This window comes from Haematobacter massiliensis (assembly GCF_000740795.1).
Lineage (GTDB): Bacteria > Pseudomonadota > Alphaproteobacteria > Rhodobacterales > Rhodobacteraceae > Haematobacter > Haematobacter massiliensis.
Genome location: NZ_JGYG01000001.1, coordinates 14,557 through 35,966 on the forward strand (window position 1 = coordinate 14,557; position 21,410 = coordinate 35,966).

A 21,410-nucleotide genomic window follows, 5' to 3' on the forward strand; every position below is an offset into this window, starting at 1 on the left:
CGGAGACGGCACACCGCCTTCGGCGGCACGGGGGACGCCCCCCGCGACGCCCGGCCTTGACCGCGCGACCCCCAGACAGCGGCCCGAGGCGGGGAGGAGCCATCGTCCTCCGCACCCGGATAACACCCGCTCACAGAAGCCGGATCCCCGGCTTCCGCCAGCCCTGTGCCGGAACGATCATCAACTCCGTCAGCGCCCAGACGAGCGCGTCGAGCCGGTCGGGGCTGCCGCGCCCCTCATAGCCCTGGGCGGTCATGCGGCACATCTGATCCTCCAGCCGGTCGAGACCGGGCATGTGACGCACGCGCCCCTGCTCGTAAAGCGCGGCCACGGGTTCGGCCCGCGCCGCCTTGCCGCGGGAGGCACGGACGGCACGGAAGGGCACCAGCGGGTCGATGGAGCGCAGCAGGCTCTCCACCAGATCGCCGCCCTGATTGACCTCCGCCACCACCCGTTCCGCGCCGTGCCGCTCCGCCGCGGCGAGTGCCGCCCGCGCCCAGCGGTCGGGAGAGGCGGCGGAGACGGAGGCATCCTCGATCACCACGGCCCGCCAGTCCTGCGGCGGGCCCTCCGCCACGACCCCGGCCACGACGATGCCGCAATCGTCAGAGCCGCCATGACCCGTCACCGGCGGATCGACGGCGACCACCACGCGGGTGAGGGCAGGAAGCTCCCGCAGCCGCGCCCGGTCCAGTGTGATCGCCGTCCAGAGCGCGCCCTCCGCCTCGTCGACCAGCAGGCCGTCCAACTCCTGCCGGCCCAGCCGCGTGCCGGCATAGCGCGCACGGACCTCGCTGAGAAACGAGGCCGCCAGATGCGCACGATTGGCCTCCGTCGGCGCATGGGTGACGGTGGTGGAGCCGTTCCGCAGGATGTCGCGCAGCACACCGACATTGCGGGGTGTGGTGGTGACGACCTGCCGCGGCTGATCGCCAAGCCGGAGGCCGAACTGAAGCATGTCCCAGGTGTCGGACGCCTTCCTCCACTTCGCCAGCTCATCGACCCAGGCGCAGTCGAACTGCGGGCCGCGCAGGCTTTCCGGGTCGTGGGCGGAGAAGATCTGCGCCACGGCCCCATTGGGCCAGACCAGCCGCCGCCGCGTCGCCTCCCAGACCGGCATCCTGTCGGGGGGAGAACAGGCGAGGATGCCGCTTTCGCCGAACACCATCACCTCGCGCACCTGTTCCAGCGTTTCGCCCACCAGCGCCACCCGCCGCGACCGGCCGGGATGGAGGGGGCGCGCCCCCTCCACCTCCGACCTGATCCATTCGGCACCGGCGCGGGTCTTGCCGGCCCCGCGCCCGCCCATGATGACCCAGGTCTTCCAGTCGCCCTCCGGCGGAAGCTGATGCGGCAGCGCCCAGATCTCGAAAAGCCAGGGCAGCGCCGCCAGCGCATTGGGCGAAAGCCCCTCCATGAACGCCTCAACCGTCTCCGGCGTCGCGGAGGCGAGCCAGCCTGCGGCCGATCTCATCGCGTGCCGCGTCGAGGTCGAGTGCGCCTCCTCCGATCCCGCCGGTTTCCTGCCTGCGAAGTTTGTCAATCTTTTCCCTTTCCGTGATGACCGCGAGAACGATCTTGCCGAGTTCCCGGACGTAGGAGTTTGCCTCCTTGACCCGCCCGTCCTCCCGCGCCTCGCGCATGGTTTCGGTGAAGACTTCGATTGCCGTGTCGTAGAGTTCCATCACCTCCGAGAGCACATCCCTCGGCGGCGTGTCGTCTGTCGTCAGGTCTGCCATATGCTGCGCCCTGTGCCCCTCAAGCCCCCGCCCGAGCGAATTGAAAAAGCGGCTCGGGTTGCCCCGGCCGCCTGCACAATTCTCCAGCATGTCTGGCACCATGCCTTACGGAGGACGCAAAGTCAAGTTTAATGTATTGTTAATAAATAATATTTCCTTACACAACCGTGCGCTGCGTCGATCCGCCCGGGGTATTGACGCCACGTCAACCGTTGCAAGGGTGCATATTCTGCCGGGGCCATAATGCGAAACGCTTGCGAGACAACCGTCTCACGTGCTTTTGTTCGCTACCCGGACCGGGGAGAGAGGGGCCGGGGATCAAGGGAGGATACAACTTGGATCGTCGTTCGTTCATCCGCCGGGCTGGCGTTGCCGGGACGGGTGCGGCACTTCTTGCCACGCCCGCCATCGCCCAGTCGGCACCCCGTATCAACTGGCGCCTGACGTCTGCTTTCCCGAAAAGCCTCGGTACGATCTTTGGCACCGCCATCGACATCGCCAATCATGTGTCGGATGCCACCGACGGCCAATTCACCATTCAGGTCTTTGCCGCGGGCGAGATCGTGCCGGGCCTGCAGGCCGCCGATGCCGTGGGCGCGGGCACCGTGGAGATGGCGCATACCTGCTCCTACTATTCGGTCGGCAAGGATCCGACCTTCGCGCTCGGCACGGCCATGCCCTTCGGGCTGAACGCGCGGATGACCAACGCCTGGCTCTATGACGCTGGCGGTACCGAACTGCTGAACGAATTCTACGCCCTCCACAATATCTACGCGCTGCCCGCGGGCAACACCGGCACGCAGATGGGCGGCTGGTTCCGCAAGGAGATCAAGACGCTCGCCGACCTCGACGGGCTGAAGATGCGCATCGCGGGCATCGCCGGGCAGATCATGTCGCGCCTCGGCGTCGTGCCACAGCAGATCGCGGGCGGCGACATCTATCCGTCGCTGGAAAAGGGCACGATCGACGCTGCCGAATGGGTTGGCCCCCATGACGACCAGAAGCTCGGCTTCCAGAAGGTCGCGAAATATTATTACTACCCCGGTTTCTGGGAGGGCGGGCCGGTGGTCCATGCCTTCATGAACAAGCAGAAATGGGAAGAATTGCCCAAGGCCTATCAGGGCGTTCTGAGCGATGCCTGTGCTTTCGGGAACACGCAGATGCTCGCCCGCTATGACGTGCTGAACCCCACGGCGATCAAGCAGCTGGTGGCGGACGGTGCCGTGCTGCGGCCCTTCAGCCCGGAAATCATGGCCGCTGCCTTCGACGCGGCCAATGCGCTCTATGACGAGATCGGCGCGAAAAACGAGCACTTCAAGAAGATCCACGACTCGCAGGCCGCTTTCCGCAAGGAGGCATATCTGTGGATGCAGGTGGCGGAATACACCTATGACACCTTCATGATGACGCTCCAGCGCGGCGGCAAGCTCGGCTGAGAGGCGAAATCAATGGCCGGGTTCACGCCCGGCCATTTGCTTGACGACCCGGTCAACGTGCGGGTCAGGAGGTTCCAGTGAAAGCTCTGCTCGCCCTGAGCGGTCTCATTGACCGCGTCAACGAGTTCTTCGGCAGGATAGGGGAATACCTCGTCCTGCTCTGCGCGCTGGTCAGCGCATTCAACGCGCTCATCCGCTACACCTTCAACATAAGCTCGAACGGCTGGCTCGAAATCCAGTGGTACATGTTCGCCTTCGTCGTGCTGATGGGCGCCGCCTATACGCTCAAGAACAACGAACATGTGCGTGTGGATGTGATCTACGGCTCGCTGTCGGAACGCGGGCGCCTCTGGGTGGACCTGTTCGGGATCATCATCTTCCTGCTGCCGTTCTCGCTGTATTGCGCAGTGCTGAACTGGCCGGTGTTCCTTCTGTCCTGGCAGCAGGGCGAGGTGTCGCAGAATGCGGGCGGCCTGATCCGCTGGCCGGTCAAGCTCGTGCTGACGGCAGGATTCGCGATGCTCTTCCTTCAGGGGCTCTCCGAACTCATCAAGCGCGTGGCCGCCCTCCAGGGGCGCTATTCCCTTGAAACAAAATATGAAAAGCCGCTTCAGTAAAGCGACGGGACAGACGCATGTTTCACTATGGCCCCATGCCACCGCTGATGTTCCTGTGCATGATTCTGTTCATGCTCTACGGGTTCCCGGTGGCTTTCTCGCTCGGCGCTGTCGGGTTGTTCTTCGGCGTGCTCGGGATCATCACCGGACATTTCGATCCCGCCTTCCTCTCTGCGCTGCCCTACAGGTTCTTCGGCATCGTTTCCAACGATCTGTTGCTCGCCATTCCGTTCTTCACCCTGATGGGCGCCATTCTGGAGCGCTGCGGTCTGGCGGAGGATTTGCTGGAGGGCACGGGTAAGCTCTTCGGCGCGGTGCCGGGCGGTCTGGCCTATGCGGTGATCGTTGTGGGGGCCGTGCTGGGCGCCATCACCGGAACGGTTGCCGCCTCGGTCATCACGATGGGCGTGATCTCTTTGCCGATCATGCTGCGATACGGCTATGACACCCGGCTCGCCACAGGTGTGATCGCCGCCTCCGGCACGATCACCCAGCTCATACCGCCGTCCCTTGTCCTCATCGTCCTTGCCGACCAGCTCGGCCGTTCGGTCGGGGACATGTATCTCGGTGCGATCGGACCGTCGATCCTGCAGGTGCTCATCTTTCTCGGCTATATCGCGCTCCTGTCGGTGATGAAGCCGCAGATGATGCCCCCGCTTCCGAAGGAAGTGCGCGGCGATCTGAACTGGGCGCTGGTCAAACAGGTGCTCATGGGGATCATCCCCTCGATCGTGCTGATCTTTCTGGTGCTGGGTACGATCTTCCTCGGTCTCGCCACGCCGACGGAGGCCGGTGCCCTGGGGGTCGTCGGTGCGATGGTGCTCGCCGCCATGCATCGCCGGCTGACGTGGCAGCTCATCCGGCAGGCGATGACATCCACCTCGCATCTGACGGTGATGGTGGTGTTCATCCTGATCGGCGCGACGGTGTTCAGCCTCATCTTTCAGGGCATGGATGGCGGTCACTGGATCGAATACATGCTCTCGCATGTGCCGGGCGGTCCCATCGGCTTCCTGATCTTCGTCAACGTCTTCATCTTCTTCCTGGCCTTCTTTCTCGACTTCTTCGAGATCGCCTTCATCGTGGTGCCGATGCTTGCGCCCGTCGCGCATTCGCTGGGCATCGACCTGATCTGGTTCGGCGTGCTGCTCTGCATCAACATGCAGACCTCGTTCATGCACCCGCCCTTCGGCTTTGCCCTGTTCTACCTGCGCTCCATTGCTCCCCGATCGGTCAAGACGACCGATATCTACCTGGGTGCGATCCCGTGGTTGATCATGCAGCTGATGCTGGTCGCCATCGTGATCTTCTGGCCGGAACTGGTCACGGGTATGCTGCCGGGCCAGAACAATATCGATCTCGACACCATTCGTATCGAGCTTCCCACCGGTGAGGGTCTTGGCGGCGGCGGCATCCCCGGGCTTGGCGGGGACGGGGGTATTCCCGGTCTCGGCGGCTCCACGGAGCCAGCGGGCATTCCCGGTCTGACCGGGCCCGGCGGCAACTGATCGCTCCGCGCCAATGGAAAGCCCGCGCCTCTTGCGCGGGCTTTTTAACGGGTGGCGCACAGGCTGCCTTGAGCCGGACGCAAGGCGCTCTCCTCTTAGCCCCGTTCCGGGACCTCCGCGTCAGTTGAAGGGTGCCGCCGATGCCCACACTCCCCTATGTCCTGCCGATCCTGCTTCTGATCGTCTCGAACGCCTTCATGACCTTTGCGTGGTATGGCCATCTCAGGGGTCCGGCCTCCCCGCTGTGGATCGCGGTCCTCTCGTCCTGGGGGATCGCCTTCTTCGAATACTGGTTCGCCGTGCCTGCGAACCGGATCGGCCATCAGGTCTATTCCGCCGCCCAGCTCAAGACGATCCAGGAGGTCATCACCCTCATCGTTTTCAGCGGCTTTTCCGTGCTCTACCTGAAGGAGTCGCTGAACTGGAACCACGCCATCGGCTTTGCGCTGATCGTGACCGGCGCGGCTTTCGTCTTTCGCGGCTAGCACCCCGGCCCCTGCCAACCGGGCAGGCGGAGTGACGGCGGCCCTTTCTCTCTCCGGATGAAGCCGGGGGTCGCGGGGGGCGTCCCCCGCGCCTGCGACCCGCCTGCGAAGGGTCGTCAACTTGCGGCAACAACGTCCGACCAGCCGCTAGGGCGTCCCCCGCGCCTGCGACCCGTGCCTGCGAAAGGTCGGACCAGTGCAGCGCCTCGAACATCCCCACTCGAATATCCCCATCCGGCTCGCCCCACGCGTTTGCGCGAGGTCGCATCAACCATGTGCCGTCTATGCGCACCGGAATGGCACCCCCACCTCCCCGAGGGAAATATGCGGTAGGCGGTGACTTGTTCTACTTGCCAAAGCTCCCCCACGTCCGTGAGGGAAATATCGGCATCCGCGGCAGGTCGCCGAGGCCTCCCCCGCGCCCCCGGGGGTGCGACCGGCCGTCGCTTCGTGATCCATTTCGGGAAGAACCTCCCCCCGCGCCTGCGAGAGCGCGACCGACCGTCGTCCCCTGCCTCAAAGCTTCCCCCGCACCTGAAGAAGCCCGTTCACGCAAATGTCGCGGCGGTCGCGCTCACCGGGCGTGCCCCGCGCCTGACGGCCCCTGTCATCGCGGCGACCGCCGGCGCAACCGGCAGCGGCCCCCGGCGCTTGCGGCCCCCCGCATCTGGCGGATGGTGCGGATGCTGCAACGGGCCGTCCGCGCGCGGGCGACGCGCCGCATCCTCCTCCCGCCCGCCGTGGGTCAGACAACGGGCCGTCCGCGCGCGGGCGACGCTCCCGCCGTAACTCCCTCTGACTCCAGGTGTTGCGTCAGGCGGCGGCTGCAACGCGCGGTCGGTTAGCGGGATCGCAGAACTTCCCGGTCATCTTGCCTTCAACGAGACGCGGTTCGTGAAGGGAGTGGCCGGCATGATGTTCGATTTCCTGCGGCGCGGGGCACAAGCCCCGCAGGAACAGAAGGCCTCGGCCGCCGGCCGGGTGATGGCGCGCAGCCCGATGGGCAGTATCGCGGGCGGGCAGGTCGCCTGGACGCCGCGGGATACCGGTTCGCTGACCCGCGCGGGGTTTCTCGGCAATCCCGTCTGCTTCCGCGCGGTCAAGCTCATCGCGGAATCCGCCGCCGCCCTGCCGCTCATCCTGCAGGATAGCGAGCGTCGCTATGACCGCCATCCCGTTCTCGACCTCATCCGCCGCCCGAATGGCGGTCAGGGCCGGGCGGAGCTGTTCGAGGCGCTCTTCGGTCAGATCCTGCTGACCGGCGACGGATATGTGGAGGCGGTCTCCGGCTCCGCGCGCATCCCGGTGGAGCTTCATGTGCTCCGCTCCGACCGCATGGTGCTGGTCCCGGGGCGGGACGGCTGGCCTGTCGCCTATGACTACACCGTGGGCGGCGCCAAGCTGCGCTTCGACATGACTGGCGAGACGCAGCCCATCTGCCATATCCGTGCCTTCCACCCGCAGGACGACCATTACGGTTTCTCGCCGCTTCAGGCCGCCGCGACCGCGCTTGACGTGCATTCGAGCGCTTCCCGCTGGTCCAAGGCGCTGCTCGACAATGCCGCGCGCCCCTCCGGCGCCATCGTCTACAAGGGCGCGGACGGGCAGGCGGCGCTGACGCCCGATCAGTATGACCGGCTGGTCACCGAGATGGAGATGCACCATCAGGGCGCGCGGAATGCCGGGCGGCCCATGCTGCTGGAAGGCGGCCTGGACTGGAAGCCGATGGGTTTCAGCCCCTCCGACATGGAGTTCCACCAGACGAAGGAAGCCGCCGCGCGGGAGATCGCCACCGCCTTCGGCGTGCCGCCCATGCTGCTCGGCATCCGGGGGGACGCGACCTATGCGAATTATCAGGAGGCCAACCGCGCCTTCTTCCGCCTGACGGTGCTGCCGCTGGTGACGAAGGTGACGGCCGCCGTCTCCTTCTGGCTGTCCGATTTCACCGGTGAGCCGGTGGAGCTGCGCCCCGATCTGGATCAGGTGCCGGCTTTGGCCGACGAACGCGACCAGCAATGGAAGCGCGTGGGCGAGGCGGCGTTCCTGACCGATGTGGAGAAACGCGCGCTCCTCGGCCTGCCGCGTCTGGCGGAGTGAGGCCGTGACGCGGCCGAAAGGCGGATCGCGCTTCCTCTACGACAGTTTCGACGCGGCCGCCCTCAGGATCGAGGCGAACGAACGCGTCGCGGAGGAGCGCTGGAGCGCGCTCGAATACCGGCTGGGCCAGATCGAAACGGCGCTGGAGCGGCTGGAGAAGCGCATGTGGGTCGGCGTCTACGGGATCGCCGCCTTCATGCTGGCGAAAGGGGCGGAGGCGCTGGTCGCCGCCGCCATGCGATGAGGGGATCAGGAATGCAGGCGGAAGGGGAACTCGAACGCAAGTTCGCGGTGCCGGGCGCGCTGACGGTGACGGACGGTACGAGGATCGAGGGTTACGCCTCCGTCTTCGGCGTCCGGGACCGGGGCGGCGATGTGGTGATGCCGGGGGCCTATGCCGCGTCGCTTGCGCGCATGGCAGCGGCGGGGCGCCGGGTGAAACTGCTGTGGCAGCACGACGCCGCCCAGCCCATCGGCGTCTGGGACGAGATCGCCGAGGATGGCCACGGCCTGCGCGTCAAGGGACGGTTGCTGACCGAGGTCGGCCGGGGCCGCGAGGCGGTGGCGTTGCTGGAGGCAGGGGCCATCGACGGCCTCTCCATCGGTTACCGGACGCTCCGCAGCGATCGCGGCCCGGAGGGAGAGCGTCGGCTCCACACGCTCGATCTGTGGGAGGTGTCGCTCGTCACCTTCCCGATGCTGCCGGAGGCGCGGGTCGCGCAGAAGGCGGTCGAGACGGACATCGCCTCGCTTGTCAGGCGCATGACCGGAGAGATGCGCGCCGCCCGCACGCGGCTCGCCAGCAGCGCAACAACCACCGTCAGGAGGGACGAATGACAGAGATCGCGCCGGGGCCGCTGAAGACGGCCATCACCGGCTTCATGAGTGAATTCAAGGACTTTCAGGGCGATATCGCCAAGGCTTTGCAACAACAGGAAGAGCGTCTGAACATGCTGGATCGCAAATCTCTCACCGCCCGTCGTCCCGCCCTTTCCGGCGCGGAGGAGGCAGGCGCCCCCCATCTGAAGGCTTTTGACGCCTATCTGCGCACCGGTGACGATGCGGGCCTGCGCGGGCTGGTGCTGGAGGGCAAGGGCCTCAACACGCAGGTCAACGGCGAGGGCGGTTTCCTGGTTGACGGCCAGACCGCAGACCGGATCCGCGCCACGCTGGGCGGCACCGCCTCCCTTCGTGCGGTGGCGACGGTGGTGAATGTCGAGGCAGGCTCCTTCGACGTGCTGGTGGATCAGTCCGACATCGGCTCCGGCTGGATGGCGGAGACGGAGGTGATGGAGGAGGCCCATACCCCGCAGATCGAACGCATCTCGATCCGCCTGCATGAGCTTTCCGCCATGCCCAAGGCCTCCCAGCGGCTGCTGGACGACAGCGCCTTCGATATCGAGGGCTGGCTCGCCGAACGCATCGCCGACCGCTTCGCCCGGGCGGAGGCGCAAGCCTTCATCTCCGGCGACGGGGAGCAGAAGCCGAAGGGGATCCTCGCCCATCCGACCGTCCCCGCCGATGCCTGGGAATGGGGCCGGATCGGCTATGTGCCCACCGGGGCCGCGGGCGATTTCGCCGATGTGAATCCGGCGGATGCCATCGTGGACCTCGTCTATGCGCTTTCCGCCCGCTACCGCGCGAACGCGACCTTCGTGATGAACTCCAAGACCGCCGGTGCCGTGCGCAAGATGAAGGACACGGATGGCCGTTTCCTGTGGTCGGACGGCTGGCGGCGGCGGAGCCCGCACGGCTCATGGGCTATCCCGTGCTGATCGCGGAGGACATGCCGGACATCGGTCCCGGCGCCACGGCCATCGCCTTTGGGGATTTCCACGCGGGCTACACCATTGCGGAACGGCCTGACCTGCGGGTGCTGCGCGATCCGTTCTCGGCAAAGCCGCATGTGCTGTTCTACGCCTCCAAGCGCGTGGGCGGCGACGTGAGCGACTTCGACGCCATCAAGCTGCTGAAGTTCGCGACCCAGTAACGGCAACAGCCATCGGGCGGCCCTGCGGCTGCCCGTATCTCCCGCGCCTTCGGGCATGGGCGAACGGACGCGCGCCGGGGATCCCGTCGTCCAGTCTCCTCCTCCGCCCGGGCGGACGGGAGGCGCGCGTCCGGCACGCCGGAGGAAGGCGGCACCCGCCGCCGCAACCGGCAGCAAAACAGCGGAGAGAAAACACAGACATGCGGAAATCGGGGGACAAGCGATGATGTTGACGGAACGCGCGGCGGTGCCAGCCTCCGCCCTGCCGGTGGGCGCGCTGATCGACCACCTGCGTCTTGGCACCGGCTTCGAGGGAGAGGCGCAGAGCGATGCGCTGGCGGAGGGGTATCTGCGCCGGGCCATCGCGGCGGTGGAACGGCGCACGGGCAAGGCGCTACTGACGCGGGAGTTCACGCTCACACTCTCCCGCTGGCGCGATGCGGCGGCGGAGCCGCTGCCGCTTGCCCCCGTCGGCCGCGTGGTCTCCGTCACGATGACGGACCGGGCGGGGCGGGAAAGCGTGGTCGCGGAGAGCCGGTGGCGCCTTATCCGCGATCTCCAGCGTCCACGCCTTGCCGCGACCGGGGCGGCCTTGCCCGCCGTCCCCCCGGGGGGCGGTGTGGAGGTGCTGTTCGAGGCCGGTTTTGGCGGCTGGGAACAGGTACCCGGCGATCTGGCGCAGGCGGTGCTGCTGCTTGCCGCCCAGTATCACGAGCTGCGGGAGGAGCGGGAGACCGGCCGTCCGATGCCCTTCGGGGTGGAGGCGCTGCTTCAGCCCTGGCGCACCGTGCGCCTGCTGGGGGGTGCGCGATGAGGCGGCTTACCCGACGCCTCGACCTTGAGGGAGAGGAGCGCGTCGCCGATGGCGCGCGCGGCTATGCGAGCCGGTGGCGTACGCTGGGCCGCGTCTGGGCGGAGGTGAAGCCCGGTGCCGGGCGAGAGGCCGGCGCGGAGTTCCTGACCATCGCCACCGTGCCCTATCGCGTCACCGTCCGCGCAGCGCCGCCCGGCGATCCGCGCCGCCCCGTCGCCGGGCAGCGCTTCCGGGCGGGCAGCCGTCCGCTTCGCATCCTCGCCGTGGCCGAGGCGGACCGGGCGGGGCTCTACCTCACCTGTCACTGCCACGAGGAGGTGCCGTCATGAGCTATGGAACCGCAGGCGCGCTGCAGGCGGCGATCTGGGAGCGGCTGGCGGGCGATGCAGCCCTGTCGGCGCTGATCGGCGGGGCCGTGCATGATGCGCTGCCCGCTGGCGCGCTGCCGGAAACCTACGTGGCTCTTGGCCCGGAGGAGGTGCGCGACCGCTCCGACCAGACCCACCGGGGCGCGGAGCATGACGTGACGCTGAGCGTGGTGACGGCAAGGGCGGGTCTCGGCCGTGCGAAGGAGGTGGCCGCGCGCGTGTCGGACGCACTGCTGGCGACGCCGCTCACCCTCGCCCGCGGGCAGGTCGTCGGGCTGTGGTTCCTCCGCGCCCGTGCGCGACGGATCGACAACGGCGCCGGGCGGCGGGTGGACCTCACCTTCCGTGCGCTCGTGGAGGATACGGAGACGTGAGGCACAAGGGCAGACACGAGCGCCACCCTGTGCATCGACCATGTGCACCAGACCACGAACGGCGGTCGGACCTGACCTGCTACGCGCGGGTGGCGAAGAACGGAAAGTGACGCTGAACCGGGGTCGCCATGCCGGATCGTGTGCTCTCGCGGAGCTGCGTCGAAGGCTGGATGCGAGTTTGTTCGCCATTGGGAAATGACAACCGCCCACCATCCGGCCGCTCCGGCGCCGCGAACCGGCGGGCACTCCGGACAATCTGAAGCGAATTCATGCCGCCGGCGCACCGGCGGATTGATCAGACGCGCCCTTTAGCGGCGCAGGACAAGGGAGATGATAGATGGCGGCACAGAACGGCAGGGACCTGCTCATCAAGATCAATGTGGCGGGGGCGTATCAGACCCTTGCGGGGCTTCGGGCGACCCGCATCGCCTTCAACGCCGAGACGGTGGATGTCACCAGCCTCGAAAGTTCGGGCGGCTGGCGGGAGCTGCTGGCGGGGGCGGGGGTGCGCTCGGCCAGCGTTTCCGGCTCGGGCGTCTTTCGGGACACGGCGGCGGATGAACGCGCCCGCGCGCTGTTCTTCTCGGGCGAGATCCCCCGCATTCAGGTGCTGATCCCCAGTTTCGGCACCGTGGAGGGTCCGTTCCAGATCACCGCGCTCGAATATTCCGGCAGACACAATGGCGAGGCGACCTATGAGCTCTCGCTCGCCTCGGCGGGCCAGGTCGGTTTCACGGCGCTCTGATGGCGAATGCATGGGCGGGAGAGGTCGCGCTGGTCATCGACGGGCGGCGGCATGTGCTGAAACTGACGCTGGGTTCGCTGGCGGAGATGGAGGCGGCGCTGCCCGACGAAAGCCTCCCCTCCCTCGTCCGCCGGTTCGAGGAGGGGCGCTTCACCACGCGGGACGTGCTGGCGCTGATCGTCGCGGGCCTGCGCGGCGGCGGCTGGCAGGGGACCGCGGCGGAGTTGCGCGGGGCGGAGATCGCGGGCGGCCCCGCTGGCGCGGCAAAGGTTGCGGCGCGGTTGCTGGTTGCGGCCTTTGCTCCCGATGCGTGAGCGGGGGTTTGACTGGGCAGGGTTGCTCCGCGCCGGGCTGCGCGCGGGGCTGATGCCGGCGCAGGTCTGGACGCTCACCCCCTGGGAGCTCGCGCTTCTCACGGGGCGAAGCGGCGCGGAAGCGACCTTGGGGAGAACGGGGCTGGAGGCGCTGATGCGCGCCTTCCCCGATCATCCCGCGCCCGATGAGTCCAGGCAAGGTGAGTCCAGGCCCCATGACCCCAGGCCCAATGAGTCCATGCCCGATGACCGCATGGATCACGAGCCCACTGATGAACGGATGGAGGGACAGGATGACGGCGATTGATGCGCTGGCCGATGAGATCGCGGCGCTGGAGGTGAGCCTGGGCGGTGCCCGGACGATGGCCGCGGCCTTTGACGGCGAATTGCAGGGAATGCGGGCGAGCCTTGCCGGAACCGCCCGGGAAAGCGCGCGACTGTCCGATGGCATGGGCCGTGGCCTTCGCCGTGCCTTCGACGGCATCGCGCTGAACGGCGAGAAGCTGTCGGATGCACTGGAGGGGCTGGGCCGCTCCATGGTGAACACGGTCTACAACATGGCCATGCAGCCGGTGCAGCGCGCGGCGGGGGACATGCTTTCCGGCGGGGTGGAGGCAGCGGTCGCGGCCTTCCTGCCCTTTGCCACGGGCGGCGGTTTCGCCGGGGGCAGGGTCATGCCCTTTGCCCGTGGCGGCGTGGTTTCCGCGCCCACCACCTTCCCGATGCGGGGCGGCGCCACCGGCCTGATGGGCGAGGCGGGGCCGGAGGCGATCCTGCCGCTCGCGCGCGGGGCGGACGGCAGTCTTGGCGTACGTGCGGGCGGCGGGCAGGCGGTCAACGTCACTGTCAATGTCACCACGCCCGACGTAGAGGGCTTCCGCCGCAGCCGGAGCCAGATCGCCGCGGAGATGGGGCGCGCCCTCTCCCGCGGGCAACGCAACCGCTAAGGAGGGTTCGATGGCCTTTCACGAAGTGCTCTACCCCGCGCGGCTGAGCTATGGCTCCACCGGCGGTCCGGAACGGCGAACCGAAATCGTCACGCTCTCCAACGGGTTCGAGGAACGCAACAGTCCCTGGGCGCATTCCCGGAGGCGCTATGACGCGGGCGGGGGCCTGCGCTCGCTTGACGATGTGGCGGTGCTCGTCGCCTTCTTCGAGGCGCGGATGGGGCGGCTGCACGGCTTCCGGTGGAAGGACTGGGCCGATTACAAATCCTGCCCTCCCAGCGCCGCGATCCGCGCGACGGATCAGCAGATCGGCACGGGCGACGGGGTGCAGCGGTCGTTTCCCCTGACAAAGCGCTATGCCTCCGCCGGGTCGTCTTATCTCCGCCCGATCACGAAGCCCGTCGCAGGCAGCCTCCGCGTCGCGATGGATGGGCGGGAGGTCACCGCCTGGGAAGCGGACCCGGCGCAGGGTGTTGTGACCTTCACCGCTCCGCCTGCTGTGGGGGTGAGCATCACCGCGGGCTACGAGTTCGACGTGCCGGTACGCTTCGACACCGATCAGATCCGCACCTCCGTCGCGACCTTTCAGGCGGGCGAAGTGCCCGATGTGCCAGTCGTGGAGCTGCGGCTGTGAGGTGGCGGGGACCGCCCGGCATCGCCCATGCGGCGGGAGACCGCACCGGCAGCAGATCCCTCGGCAACCGGTCATGGCGCCACGACCCCCTGTGCCACGGATGGCCCGATGCAGAGGGTCAAACGCACTCTGGCGCGTGCCGGACCAGCAGAAGGCCCTTGGGAACTGGACCCCGATGCGGCGGGCGACCCGATGCGGAGAGCCAGTCGCATATGAGCGCGGCCCGGACCAGCGGGAGGCTAGTGGGAACTGGACCACGATGCCCGCTGCGACGGGCGAGCCGATGCCTAGGTCCAGTCGCATATGGGCGCGTGCCGGGCCAGCGACAGGCCCTTGGGCAACAGAGCCGGATGCGGCGGGCCAGCCACACGGGTGGAGCGGGCCGGGCCGACAACCGGTCCTGGCCCCGATGCGACGGGTGACCCGATGCGGAAGGCTGGTGACTGTTGCAGGGAGAAGGTGAGGACATGAGCAGTAATACACTTCAGGCGCATCTGGAAACCGGAGCGACGACGGTCTGCCGCTGCTGGGCGGTAGAGCGGCGGGACGGAACCCGCATGGGATTCACCGATCATGATACCGACCTGAGCTTTGACGGCCTGCTGTTTCGCGCCGCGACCGGCATGACCGCCGCGCAGCTCGAGCAGGTGACCGGGCTGGCCGTGGATAACAGTGCCGCCTCCGGCGCGCTCACCGCGGAAGGGATCACGGAGGAGGATATCGCAGCGGGGCGCTACGACGGGGCGGAGGTCCGGTCGTGGCTGGTCAACTGGGCGGATGTCGCCCAGCGCGCCCTGCGTTTCCGGGGGGAGATCGGGGAGATCCGGCGCGGCGCCGGCGCCTTTGAGGCGGAGTTGCGGGGCCTTGCCGACCGGCTGAACCAGCGGGGTGGGCGGGCGATCCAGCGGGGTTGCGCCGCGCGGCTGGGGGACGCGGCCTGTGGCATCGACCTTGCCGATCCGCGCTATGGCTGCGAGGGCGCGGTCATCTCCGTGACGGGCGCGCGCGTCATCCAGCTTGGCGACGCGCTGGGCGGCTATCCTGCCCGCTGGTTCGAGCGTGGGAGCCTCACCATCCTGTCCGGCAGCGCTTCGGGGCTTGTCGGGCTGGTGAAGCTCCAGAAGGACGGGAACGTCGAGCTGTGGCAGGAGCTGCGCGCGCCGCTGCATCCGGGTGACAGGGTGCGGCTCACGGCGGGCTGTGACAAGCGGCTTGCAACCTGCGGCGCGAAATTCTCCAATACGGTGAATTTCCGCGGCTTTCCCCATGTACCGGGAGAGGACTGGCTCGTCGCCTCCCCCGCGCGGAGGATGGGGCGATGAGGGGGGATGTCGTCGCCGCCGCGCGGCTCTGGCTGGGCACGCCCTATCGCCATCAGGCCTCCTGTCGCGGGGCGGGGGCCGATTGCCTCGGCCTGATCCGGGGGGTCTGGCGCGATCTCTACGGCCCGGAGCCTGAAGCCGCCCCCGCCTATACGCCCGACTGGGGTGAAACCGGGCGGCAGGAGGTGCTCTGGTCTGCGGCCAGACGCCACCTGATCCCGCTCGCCCCGGGCCTGCCGGAACCCGGCGACGTGCTGCTGTTCCGGCTGCGTACCGGGGGCATCGCCAAACATCTGGGCATTGCCGCCGAAACCGGCGCGACGCCCACGTTCATCCATGCCTACAGCGGCCATGCCGTCGTCGAAAGCCCGCTCTCCGAGCCTTGGGCGCGGCGCATCGTGGCGCGTTTCGGCTATCCGAAGGGAGCGATCTGATGGCAACCATAATGCTGGGCGCGGTCGGCGCATCGCTGGGCGGCGCGATGGGCGGCGCCGTCATGGGGTTGACCGGCGCGGTTGCCGGCCGCGCGCTGGGCGCGACGGTCGGACGCGTCATCGACCAGCGGCTGCTGGGCGCGGGGTCCGAGACGGTGGAGCACGGCCGTGTCGAGCGCTTCCGCGTCACCGGGGCGAGCGAGGGCGCGCCCCTGCCGCTGGTCTTCGGCCGGATGCGGATCGGCGGGCAGGTGATCTGGGCCTCTCCCTTCACGGAGCACGCCAGTTCGGCGCGGGGCGGCAAGGGTGGCACCGGGCCGGAGGTGCGGCAGTATTCCTATACCGTGAGCCTTGCCATCGCGCTTTGCGAGGGGGTCATCACCGACATCGGCCGGATCTGGGCCGACGGGGTGGAGATCGCGCGGAACAGCATCATACTCCGTCTGTACCGGGGCGATGACGCGCAGCTTCCCGACGCGCGCATCGTGGCGGAGGAGGGGGCGGCGAACGCGCCTGCCTATCGCGGCACGGCCTATGCGGTGATCGAGGATCTGGCGCTCGACCGGTTCGGCAACCGGGTGCCGCAATTCAGCTTCGAGGTGATGCGCCCCGCGCAGGGTGTAGCGGCGGCGGAGGGCGGCATCGGCGCCGTCACGCAGGCGGTGGCGCTGATCCCCGGCACCGGGGAATATGCGCTGGCCACCACGCCCGCCGTCTTCTCCGACAGGCTGGGGCGAAACCGGGTGGCGAATGTGAACTCGCCCGCGGGGGTCACGGATTTCCGGGCCTCGCTCGATCAGATGGAGCGGGAACTGCCGAAGGTCGGTTCCGTGTCGCTGGTCGTCTCATGGTTCGGCAACGACCTGCGCTGCGGCGATTGCACGATCAGCCCGAAGGTGGAGCAGGTCACGGCCGAAGCCGCGCAGCCCTGGCGGGTGAGCGGCCTTGCCCGGCGGAACGCCGAGGTGGTCGCGATGAGCGAGGGTCGCCCCGTCTATGGCGGCACGCCGTCCGACGCCTCGGTGATCGAGGCGCTGACCGCACTCAGGGAGGCGGGCCAGCGGGCGGTGTTCTATCCCTTCATCCTCATGGAGCAGCTTGCCGGCAATGCGCGCCCCGATCCATGGGGCGGCAACGAGCAATCCGCGCTGCCCTGGCGGGGGAGGATCACGCTCTCCCGCGCGCCGGGACAGGCCGGCTCGCCCTTCGGCAGTGGCGCTGCCACGGTGGAGGTCGCGCGGTTCTTCGGCACCGCACGGGCGGAGGATTTCACTGCGGCCGGCACGACCATTATCTATACCGGCCCGCAGGAATGGTCCTACCGTCGCTTCATCCTGCATTATGCGCATCTTTGCGCGCTTGCGGGCGGGGTGGATGCGTTCTGCATCGGCTCCGAGATGGTGGCGCTGACCACTATCCGCGATGCAGCAGGCTTCCCCGCCGTGGCGGAGCTTTGCCGCCTGGCTGCGGATGTCCGCACCATTCTGCCGGACGCGAAGATCGGCTATGCAGCGGATTGGAGCGAGTATTTCGGCACCACCGACCCGGAGGGAAACCGCTGGTTCCATCTCGATCCGCTCTGGGCCGATCCGGCGATCGACTTCATCGGGATCGACAACTACATGCCGCTTTCCGACTGGCGCGAGGGCAGCGGCCACGCGGATGCCGCGGCGGGAAGTATCCATGACCTCGACTATCTCACCGCGAATGTCGCGGGCGGCGAGGGCTACGACTGGTATTATGCCACGCCGGAGGATCGCGCGGCCCAGCGGCGCACCCCTATCACCGATGGCGCGGGGGAGCCGTGGATCTGGCGCTACAAGGACATCCTGAATTGGTGGCGGAACCCGCATCATGACCGGGTGGGCGGTGTCCGGCAGGCAGCGGCCAGCCCCTGGGTGCCGATGTCGAAACCCATCTGGTTCACGGAGATCGGCTGCGCTGCGGTGGACAAGGGCACGAACGAACCCAACAAGTTCGTCGATCCGAAATCCTCCGAATCCGCGCTGCCGCATTTTTCGACCGGCGCGCGGGACGACCTGATCCAGATGCAGTATCTGCGCGCGCTGGCCCGGTATTGGAGCGATCCGGCGGCCAACCCCGTCTCGCCGCTCTATGGCGGTCCGATGGTGGACATGGCGCGGGCGCATGTCTGGGCCTGGGATGCGCGGCCCTGGCCCGCCTTTCCGCAGGCCAGCGACATCTGGAGCGATGGGGAGAACCATGCGCGCGGCCACTGGATCACCGGTCGGACGGCGGCGCAGCCGCTTGGCGCAGTCGTGGCGGAGATCTGTGCGCGGGCCGGGGTGGCCGATGTGGATGTCGCGCGTCTGCATGGGCTGGTGCGCGGACTGTCCCTGACGGAGCAGACGGCGAGGGGGGCGTTGCAGGCGCTGATGCTGGCCTATGGCGTCGATGCGGCGGAGCGGGACGGGCGGCTCGTCTTCACGCGCCGGGGCGGGGAGCCGGCGCGTGTGATCGAAGCCGACGCCATCCTTGCCCGGGACGGCGGTGATGTGCAGCAGGAGCGGGCAGGTGCGGGAGAGATTCCCCCCCGTCTCCGCGTCGGCCATATCGACGCCGAGGCGGATTACGAGGCGCGGAGCGTGGAGGTCAGCCACCCCGGTGAGGAAGGCGATGCCGTCTCGGAGACAGACCTCCCGCTTGCCCTGACGGCGGGAGAGGCGGTCGCGATCGCCGAGCGCTGGCTGGCGGAGACGCGGGTGGCGCGGGATGCGGCGCGTTTCGCCCTGCCGCCCTCCGCCGGGATCGGCGCGGGGGACGTGGTGCGGCTGGCGGCAGGCGGTGCGCGGGGGCTTTACCGCATCGACCGGCTCGCGGAAGGGCATGGCGCGGAGGTGGAGGCGGTGCGGGTGGAACCCGCGCTCTATGCCGCCGCGCCGGTGACGGAGCCGCCCGCGAAGCCCCGGCCCTTCGTCCCGCCCGCCCCGGTGGCCGCGCTGTTTCTGGATCTGCCGTTGCTCTCCGGCGCGGAGGTTCCCCACGCGCCGCATCTTGCCGTTACCGCCAGCCCCTGGCCGGGCGACATTGCGGTGCTCGATGCGCCGGTGGACAGCGGCTACCGGCTGAACGGCCATGTGGAGCGCGCGGCGGTGATCGGCGAGACGCTGGCGCCGATGGGTGCGCGTCATCCTGGGCTGTGGGACAGGGGACGCCTCCGTGTCCGCATGTCGGGGGCGCTTTCCTCGGCGGAGCGGCTCTCCGTCCTGAACGGGGCGAATGCGGCTGCGGTGGGGGACGGCTCGCCCGATGGGTGGGAGGTGATCCAGTTCGCCACCGCGACGCTGATCGGGCCCGACACCTATGAGCTCACGGATCTGCTGCGGGGACAGGCCGGGACGGAGCGGGAGGGTCATGTCTGGCCGGCGGGAAGCCGGTTCGTGCTGCTCGACCACCGGGTGGGACAGATCGCGCTCGACCCCGCGCGGCGCGGGATGGAAAGACACTACCGGATCGGCCCTGCGGGACTGGCCCATGACGATCCGGCCTTTGTCCATCTCGCGGCCGCGTTCCAGGGTATGGGCCTGCGCCCCTATCGTCCCGTGCATCTGCGGATGCGGCGGGAAGGGGGCGATCTCACCTTCCGGTGGATCCGCCGCAGCAGGCTCGACGGCGACGACTGGGAGAGCCGAGAGATCCCACTGGCGGAAACGCGGGAGGCCTATCTCCTCCGCGTCATCGGCCCGTCCGGCGTGATCCGGGAGGCGGAAACCATCACGCCCGACTGGCGCTACAGCGCCCAGATGCGCGCGGCGGACGGCCCCGCCCTCCGTCTCGAAGTCGCGCAGCTGTCCGACCGTTTCGGCCCCGGCCCCTTTGCCAGCCTCACCTTCTGAACACCATGGAGACGATGATGACCCAGACACCGACACTTCGCCTGCCGCTGATCGCGCCCGGTCAGGCACAGAAACATGTCACCGTGAACGAGGCGCTGGCCCGGATCGACGCGCTCTGCCAGCTCACGCTCCGCTCCATCACGGGGGCAGAACCGGAGGTGGCGGAGGAGGGCGCGGCCTATGGGGTGCCCGCAGGCGCCACCGGCGGCTGGGCGGGTGCCGCCGGGCGGATCGCGCTCCGGCTGAACGGCGGGTGGGAGTTCCTGACCCCGCGTGCGGGCTGGCGCGCCTTCGTGGCGGATGAGGGGGCGGAGCGGCTCCATGACGGGCAGAGCTGGCGCGCGGGACTTCTGGCAAGCTCTCCCAGCGGTGCGGGACCGGTGTGGCGGGTGGCGGAGATCGACCATGTCGTCACGCCGGGGGCGACCAACCTGACATCGCCGCTGATCCCGAGCCATGCCACCGTCTTCGGCGTCACGGCGCGCGTGATCCAGCCGATTACCGGGACGGTGACGTCATGGCAGCTGGGCGAGCCGGATGGGGTGGATCGCTATGGCTCCGGTCTGGGCACCGGTGCGGGATCCTGGGCGATGGGACCGACGGCGCCAGCCCCCCGCTGGGCGGCGACGCCGCTGCTTCTGACGGCGAAAGGGGGTAATTTTTCTGGCGGAAAGGTGCGTATCGCAGCACATTTTCTGGAATTGACCCTTCCGGCGGCCTGATCCTTCTTTCCGATCTGCCAATCGCGCCCTATGTCGGCTAGACTAAGGAAAACGGAGGGCGTCATGGCGCAGGTGAAAGCAACGGTGGCCGAGGTCGATCCCGTCTGGTCGCGGATTTGCGCCGAGGCCCATGAAGCCGTCGAGCGGGAACCCCTGCTCGGCGGTCTGATCCATTCGAGCGTGCTGCACCATGCGTCGCTGGAGCGCGCGCTGGCCTACCGGTTTTCGCTGAAGCTCGCGTCGGGCGAGATGTCGGAGCAGATCCTGCGCGAGATCGCGGATGAGGCCCATGCCGCGGACCCCTCCCTCGCGCAGTCCGCGCGGATCGACGTGGTGGCGGTATTCGAGCGTGATCCCGCCTGCCACAGCTTCCTTCAGCCGCTGCTGTTCTTCAAGGGCTATCAGGCGTTGCAGGCCTTTCGGATCGGGCACTGGCTCTGGCAGCAGGGGCGGCGCGACATGGCCTATTTCGTCCAGACCCGCGTGTCGGAGGTCTTTGGCGTGGACATTCATCCCGCCGCGCGGATCGGGCGCGGGGTGATGATCGACCACGCGCATTCGATCGTGATCGGGGAAACTGCGGTGGTAGGCGACAACGTCTCCATGCTGCATTCGGTGACGTTGGGCGGAACCGGCAAGGCGGATGGCGACCGTCATCCCAAGATCGGTGACGGCGTGATGATCGGCGCGGGCGCCAAGGTGCTGGGCAATATCCGCGTGGGCAACTGCTCCCGCATCGCCGCAGGCTCCGTCGTTCTGGCGGATGTGCCGCGGAACTCCACCGTGGCGGGTGTGCCGGCGCGGGTCGTCGGGGAAGCGGGGTGTTCGCACCCGTCGATCCTGATGGACCAGATGATCGAAGGCGAGTGACAGATCGGCTGTCGCGGGCTTAACGGCCTTTGCGAGACCATCGAACAGGAACAGGCAGAAGGTCTGGCGTGTCCTTTTTAGGAACCGCTGCTCCGGTTGGGGCGGCGGTCATTTCATTTTGGGTGCGGAGAGGCTCC

At 68.3% G+C, this 21,410-nt stretch carries 22 protein-coding genes and 1 pseudogene; 21 read left to right on the plus strand and 2 right to left on the minus strand.

Annotation, left to right across the window (positions count from 1 at the left end; genetic code table 11):
* Positions 1-130: 130 nt before the first annotated feature.
* The gene (locus tag CN97_RS00065; protein ID WP_051910851.1) at positions 131-1,474 is read right to left on the minus strand and encodes a DNA-packaging protein; all 1,344 of its coding nucleotides are present in this window, start codon (positions 1,472-1,474) and stop codon (positions 131-133) included.
* On the minus strand, positions 1,425-1,829 hold the full coding sequence (locus tag CN97_RS00070) for a hypothetical protein (protein WP_051910852.1): 405 nt from the start codon (positions 1,827-1,829) through the stop codon (positions 1,425-1,427). Before CN97_RS00070 ends, CN97_RS00065 begins: the two co-directional genes overlap by 50 nt.
* A 245-nt stretch (positions 1,830-2,074) precedes the next feature.
* Between CN97_RS00070 and CN97_RS00075 the strand changes: the two genes are divergently transcribed.
* The 21 genes and pseudogenes from CN97_RS00075 (at position 2,075) to cysE (ending at position 21,273) form a co-directional block, all read left to right on the plus strand.
* Positions 2,075-3,175, plus strand: a complete 1,101-nt coding sequence (locus tag CN97_RS00075) for a TRAP transporter substrate-binding protein (RefSeq protein WP_035705407.1) — start codon at positions 2,075-2,077, stop codon at positions 3,173-3,175.
* A gap of 77 nt (positions 3,176-3,252) precedes the next feature.
* Entirely contained in the window at positions 3,253-3,792 is a 540-nt protein-coding gene (locus tag CN97_RS00080) for a TRAP transporter small permease subunit (protein WP_035705410.1), read from the plus strand.
* Between the two features lie 17 nt (positions 3,793-3,809).
* A complete protein-coding gene (locus CN97_RS00085; protein ID WP_035705413.1) occupies positions 3,810-5,300 on the plus strand; it encodes a TRAP transporter large permease in 1,491 nt (496 codons plus the stop codon).
* Between the two features lie 140 nt (positions 5,301-5,440).
* Positions 5,441-5,785 carry a DMT family protein gene (locus tag CN97_RS00090; protein ID WP_035705415.1) on the plus strand — a complete coding sequence of 115 codons (345 nt, stop codon included), beginning with the start codon at positions 5,441-5,443 and terminating at the stop codon, positions 5,783-5,785.
* Between the two features lie 912 nt (positions 5,786-6,697).
* The gene (locus CN97_RS00095) at positions 6,698-7,882 is read left to right on the plus strand and encodes a phage portal protein (RefSeq protein WP_035705417.1); all 1,185 of its coding nucleotides are present in this window, start codon (positions 6,698-6,700) and stop codon (positions 7,880-7,882) included.
* 4 nt (positions 7,883-7,886) lie between these two features.
* Positions 7,887-8,126, plus strand: coding sequence for a GTA head formation protein, RCAP_rcc01685 family (locus CN97_RS00100; protein WP_035705421.1), 240 nt, complete (start codon positions 7,887-7,889; stop codon positions 8,124-8,126).
* A gap of 11 nt (positions 8,127-8,137) precedes the next feature.
* Positions 8,138-8,719, plus strand: coding sequence for an HK97 family phage prohead protease (locus CN97_RS00105; RefSeq protein ID WP_035705424.1), 582 nt, complete (start codon positions 8,138-8,140; stop codon positions 8,717-8,719).
* Positions 8,716-9,872: pseudogene (locus CN97_RS00110) on the plus strand (phage major capsid protein). The gene CN97_RS00105 and the pseudogene CN97_RS00110 overlap by 4 nt, the downstream one beginning before the upstream one ends.
* Before the next feature lie 223 nt (positions 9,873-10,095).
* Complete coding sequence (locus tag CN97_RS00115; protein ID WP_035705427.1) at positions 10,096-10,686, plus strand: head-tail connector protein; 591 nt, start codon at positions 10,096-10,098, stop codon at positions 10,684-10,686.
* Entirely contained in the window at positions 10,683-11,015 is a 333-nt protein-coding gene (locus CN97_RS00120) for a head-tail adaptor protein (protein ID WP_035705429.1), read from the plus strand. The genes CN97_RS00115 and CN97_RS00120 overlap by 4 nt, the downstream gene beginning before the upstream one ends.
* Positions 11,012-11,428 (plus strand): DUF3168 domain-containing protein, encoded by a 417-nt coding sequence (locus tag CN97_RS00125; protein WP_035705432.1) that lies wholly within the window; start codon positions 11,012-11,014, stop codon positions 11,426-11,428. Before CN97_RS00120 ends, CN97_RS00125 begins: the two co-directional genes overlap by 4 nt.
* A 337-nt stretch (positions 11,429-11,765) precedes the next feature.
* Complete coding sequence (locus tag CN97_RS00130; RefSeq protein WP_035705435.1) at positions 11,766-12,173, plus strand: phage major tail protein, TP901-1 family; 408 nt, start codon at positions 11,766-11,768, stop codon at positions 12,171-12,173.
* Positions 12,173-12,487 carry a gene transfer agent family protein gene (locus CN97_RS00135; RefSeq protein WP_035705437.1) on the plus strand — a complete coding sequence of 105 codons (315 nt, stop codon included), beginning with the start codon at positions 12,173-12,175 and terminating at the stop codon, positions 12,485-12,487. Before CN97_RS00130 ends, CN97_RS00135 begins: the two co-directional genes overlap by 1 nt.
* Positions 12,480-12,794, plus strand: coding sequence for a rcc01693 family protein (locus tag CN97_RS21360; protein ID WP_084683954.1), 315 nt, complete (start codon positions 12,480-12,482; stop codon positions 12,792-12,794). Before CN97_RS00135 ends, CN97_RS21360 begins: the two co-directional genes overlap by 8 nt.
* Positions 12,781-13,434 carry a phage tail tape measure protein gene (locus CN97_RS00145; RefSeq protein WP_035705440.1) on the plus strand — a complete coding sequence of 218 codons (654 nt, stop codon included), beginning with the start codon at positions 12,781-12,783 and terminating at the stop codon, positions 13,432-13,434. Before CN97_RS21360 ends, CN97_RS00145 begins: the two co-directional genes overlap by 14 nt.
* 10 nt (positions 13,435-13,444) lie before the next feature.
* Positions 13,445-14,068 (plus strand): DUF2460 domain-containing protein, encoded by a 624-nt coding sequence (locus CN97_RS00150; protein WP_035705442.1) that lies wholly within the window; start codon positions 13,445-13,447, stop codon positions 14,066-14,068.
* Between the two features lie 467 nt (positions 14,069-14,535).
* Positions 14,536-15,390 (plus strand): DUF2163 domain-containing protein, encoded by an 855-nt coding sequence (locus tag CN97_RS00155; RefSeq protein ID WP_035705444.1) that lies wholly within the window; start codon positions 14,536-14,538, stop codon positions 15,388-15,390.
* A complete protein-coding gene (locus CN97_RS00160; RefSeq protein WP_035705447.1) occupies positions 15,387-15,824 on the plus strand; it encodes an NlpC/P60 family protein in 438 nt (145 codons plus the stop codon). The genes CN97_RS00155 and CN97_RS00160 overlap by 4 nt, the downstream gene beginning before the upstream one ends.
* A complete protein-coding gene (locus tag CN97_RS00165) occupies positions 15,824-19,681 on the plus strand; it encodes a baseplate multidomain protein megatron (RefSeq protein ID WP_035705451.1) in 3,858 nt (1,285 codons plus the stop codon). Before CN97_RS00160 ends, CN97_RS00165 begins: the two co-directional genes overlap by 1 nt.
* Positions 19,682-19,698: 17 nt before the next feature.
* Positions 19,699-20,403, plus strand: coding sequence for a DUF2793 domain-containing protein (locus tag CN97_RS00170; protein ID WP_051910853.1), 705 nt, complete (start codon positions 19,699-19,701; stop codon positions 20,401-20,403).
* Between the two features lie 63 nt (positions 20,404-20,466).
* A complete protein-coding gene (gene cysE, locus CN97_RS00175; protein WP_035705456.1) occupies positions 20,467-21,273 on the plus strand; it encodes a serine O-acetyltransferase in 807 nt (268 codons plus the stop codon).
* Positions 21,274-21,410 lie beyond the last annotated feature (137 nt).

Coding starts and splice junctions, on each gene's coding strand:
- CN97_RS00135 (WP_035705437.1), top strand. CDS start 12,173: ATGGCGAATGCATGGGCGGGAGAGGTCGCGCTGGTCATCGACGGGCGG.
- CN97_RS00095 (WP_035705417.1), top strand. CDS start 6,698: ATGATGTTCGATTTCCTGCGGCGCGGGGCACAAGCCCCGCAGGAACAG.
- CN97_RS00125 (WP_035705432.1), top strand. CDS start 11,012: ATGAGCTATGGAACCGCAGGCGCGCTGCAGGCGGCGATCTGGGAGCGG.
- CN97_RS21360 (WP_084683954.1), top strand. CDS start 12,480: ATGCGTGAGCGGGGGTTTGACTGGGCAGGGTTGCTCCGCGCCGGGCTG.
- CN97_RS00070 (WP_051910852.1), bottom strand. CDS start 1,829: ATGCTGGAGAATTGTGCAGGCGGCCGGGGCAACCCGAGCCGCTTTTTC.
- CN97_RS00150 (WP_035705442.1), top strand. CDS start 13,445: ATGGCCTTTCACGAAGTGCTCTACCCCGCGCGGCTGAGCTATGGCTCC.
- CN97_RS00145 (WP_035705440.1), top strand. CDS start 12,781: ATGACGGCGATTGATGCGCTGGCCGATGAGATCGCGGCGCTGGAGGTG.
- CN97_RS00115 (WP_035705427.1), top strand. CDS start 10,096: ATGATGTTGACGGAACGCGCGGCGGTGCCAGCCTCCGCCCTGCCGGTG.
- CN97_RS00170 (WP_051910853.1), top strand. CDS start 19,699: ATGACCCAGACACCGACACTTCGCCTGCCGCTGATCGCGCCCGGTCAG.
- CN97_RS00160 (WP_035705447.1), top strand. CDS start 15,387: ATGAGGGGGGATGTCGTCGCCGCCGCGCGGCTCTGGCTGGGCACGCCC.
- CN97_RS00065 (WP_051910851.1), bottom strand. CDS start 1,474: ATGAGATCGGCCGCAGGCTGGCTCGCCTCCGCGACGCCGGAGACGGTT.
- cysE (WP_035705456.1), top strand. CDS start 20,467: ATGGCGCAGGTGAAAGCAACGGTGGCCGAGGTCGATCCCGTCTGGTCG.
- CN97_RS00130 (WP_035705435.1), top strand. CDS start 11,766: ATGGCGGCACAGAACGGCAGGGACCTGCTCATCAAGATCAATGTGGCG.
- CN97_RS00155 (WP_035705444.1), top strand. CDS start 14,536: ATGAGCAGTAATACACTTCAGGCGCATCTGGAAACCGGAGCGACGACG.
- CN97_RS00090 (WP_035705415.1), top strand. CDS start 5,441: ATGCCCACACTCCCCTATGTCCTGCCGATCCTGCTTCTGATCGTCTCG.
- CN97_RS00120 (WP_035705429.1), top strand. CDS start 10,683: ATGAGGCGGCTTACCCGACGCCTCGACCTTGAGGGAGAGGAGCGCGTC.
- CN97_RS00165 (WP_035705451.1), top strand. CDS start 15,824: ATGGCAACCATAATGCTGGGCGCGGTCGGCGCATCGCTGGGCGGCGCG.
- CN97_RS00085 (WP_035705413.1), top strand. CDS start 3,810: ATGTTTCACTATGGCCCCATGCCACCGCTGATGTTCCTGTGCATGATT.
- CN97_RS00105 (WP_035705424.1), top strand. CDS start 8,138: ATGCAGGCGGAAGGGGAACTCGAACGCAAGTTCGCGGTGCCGGGCGCG.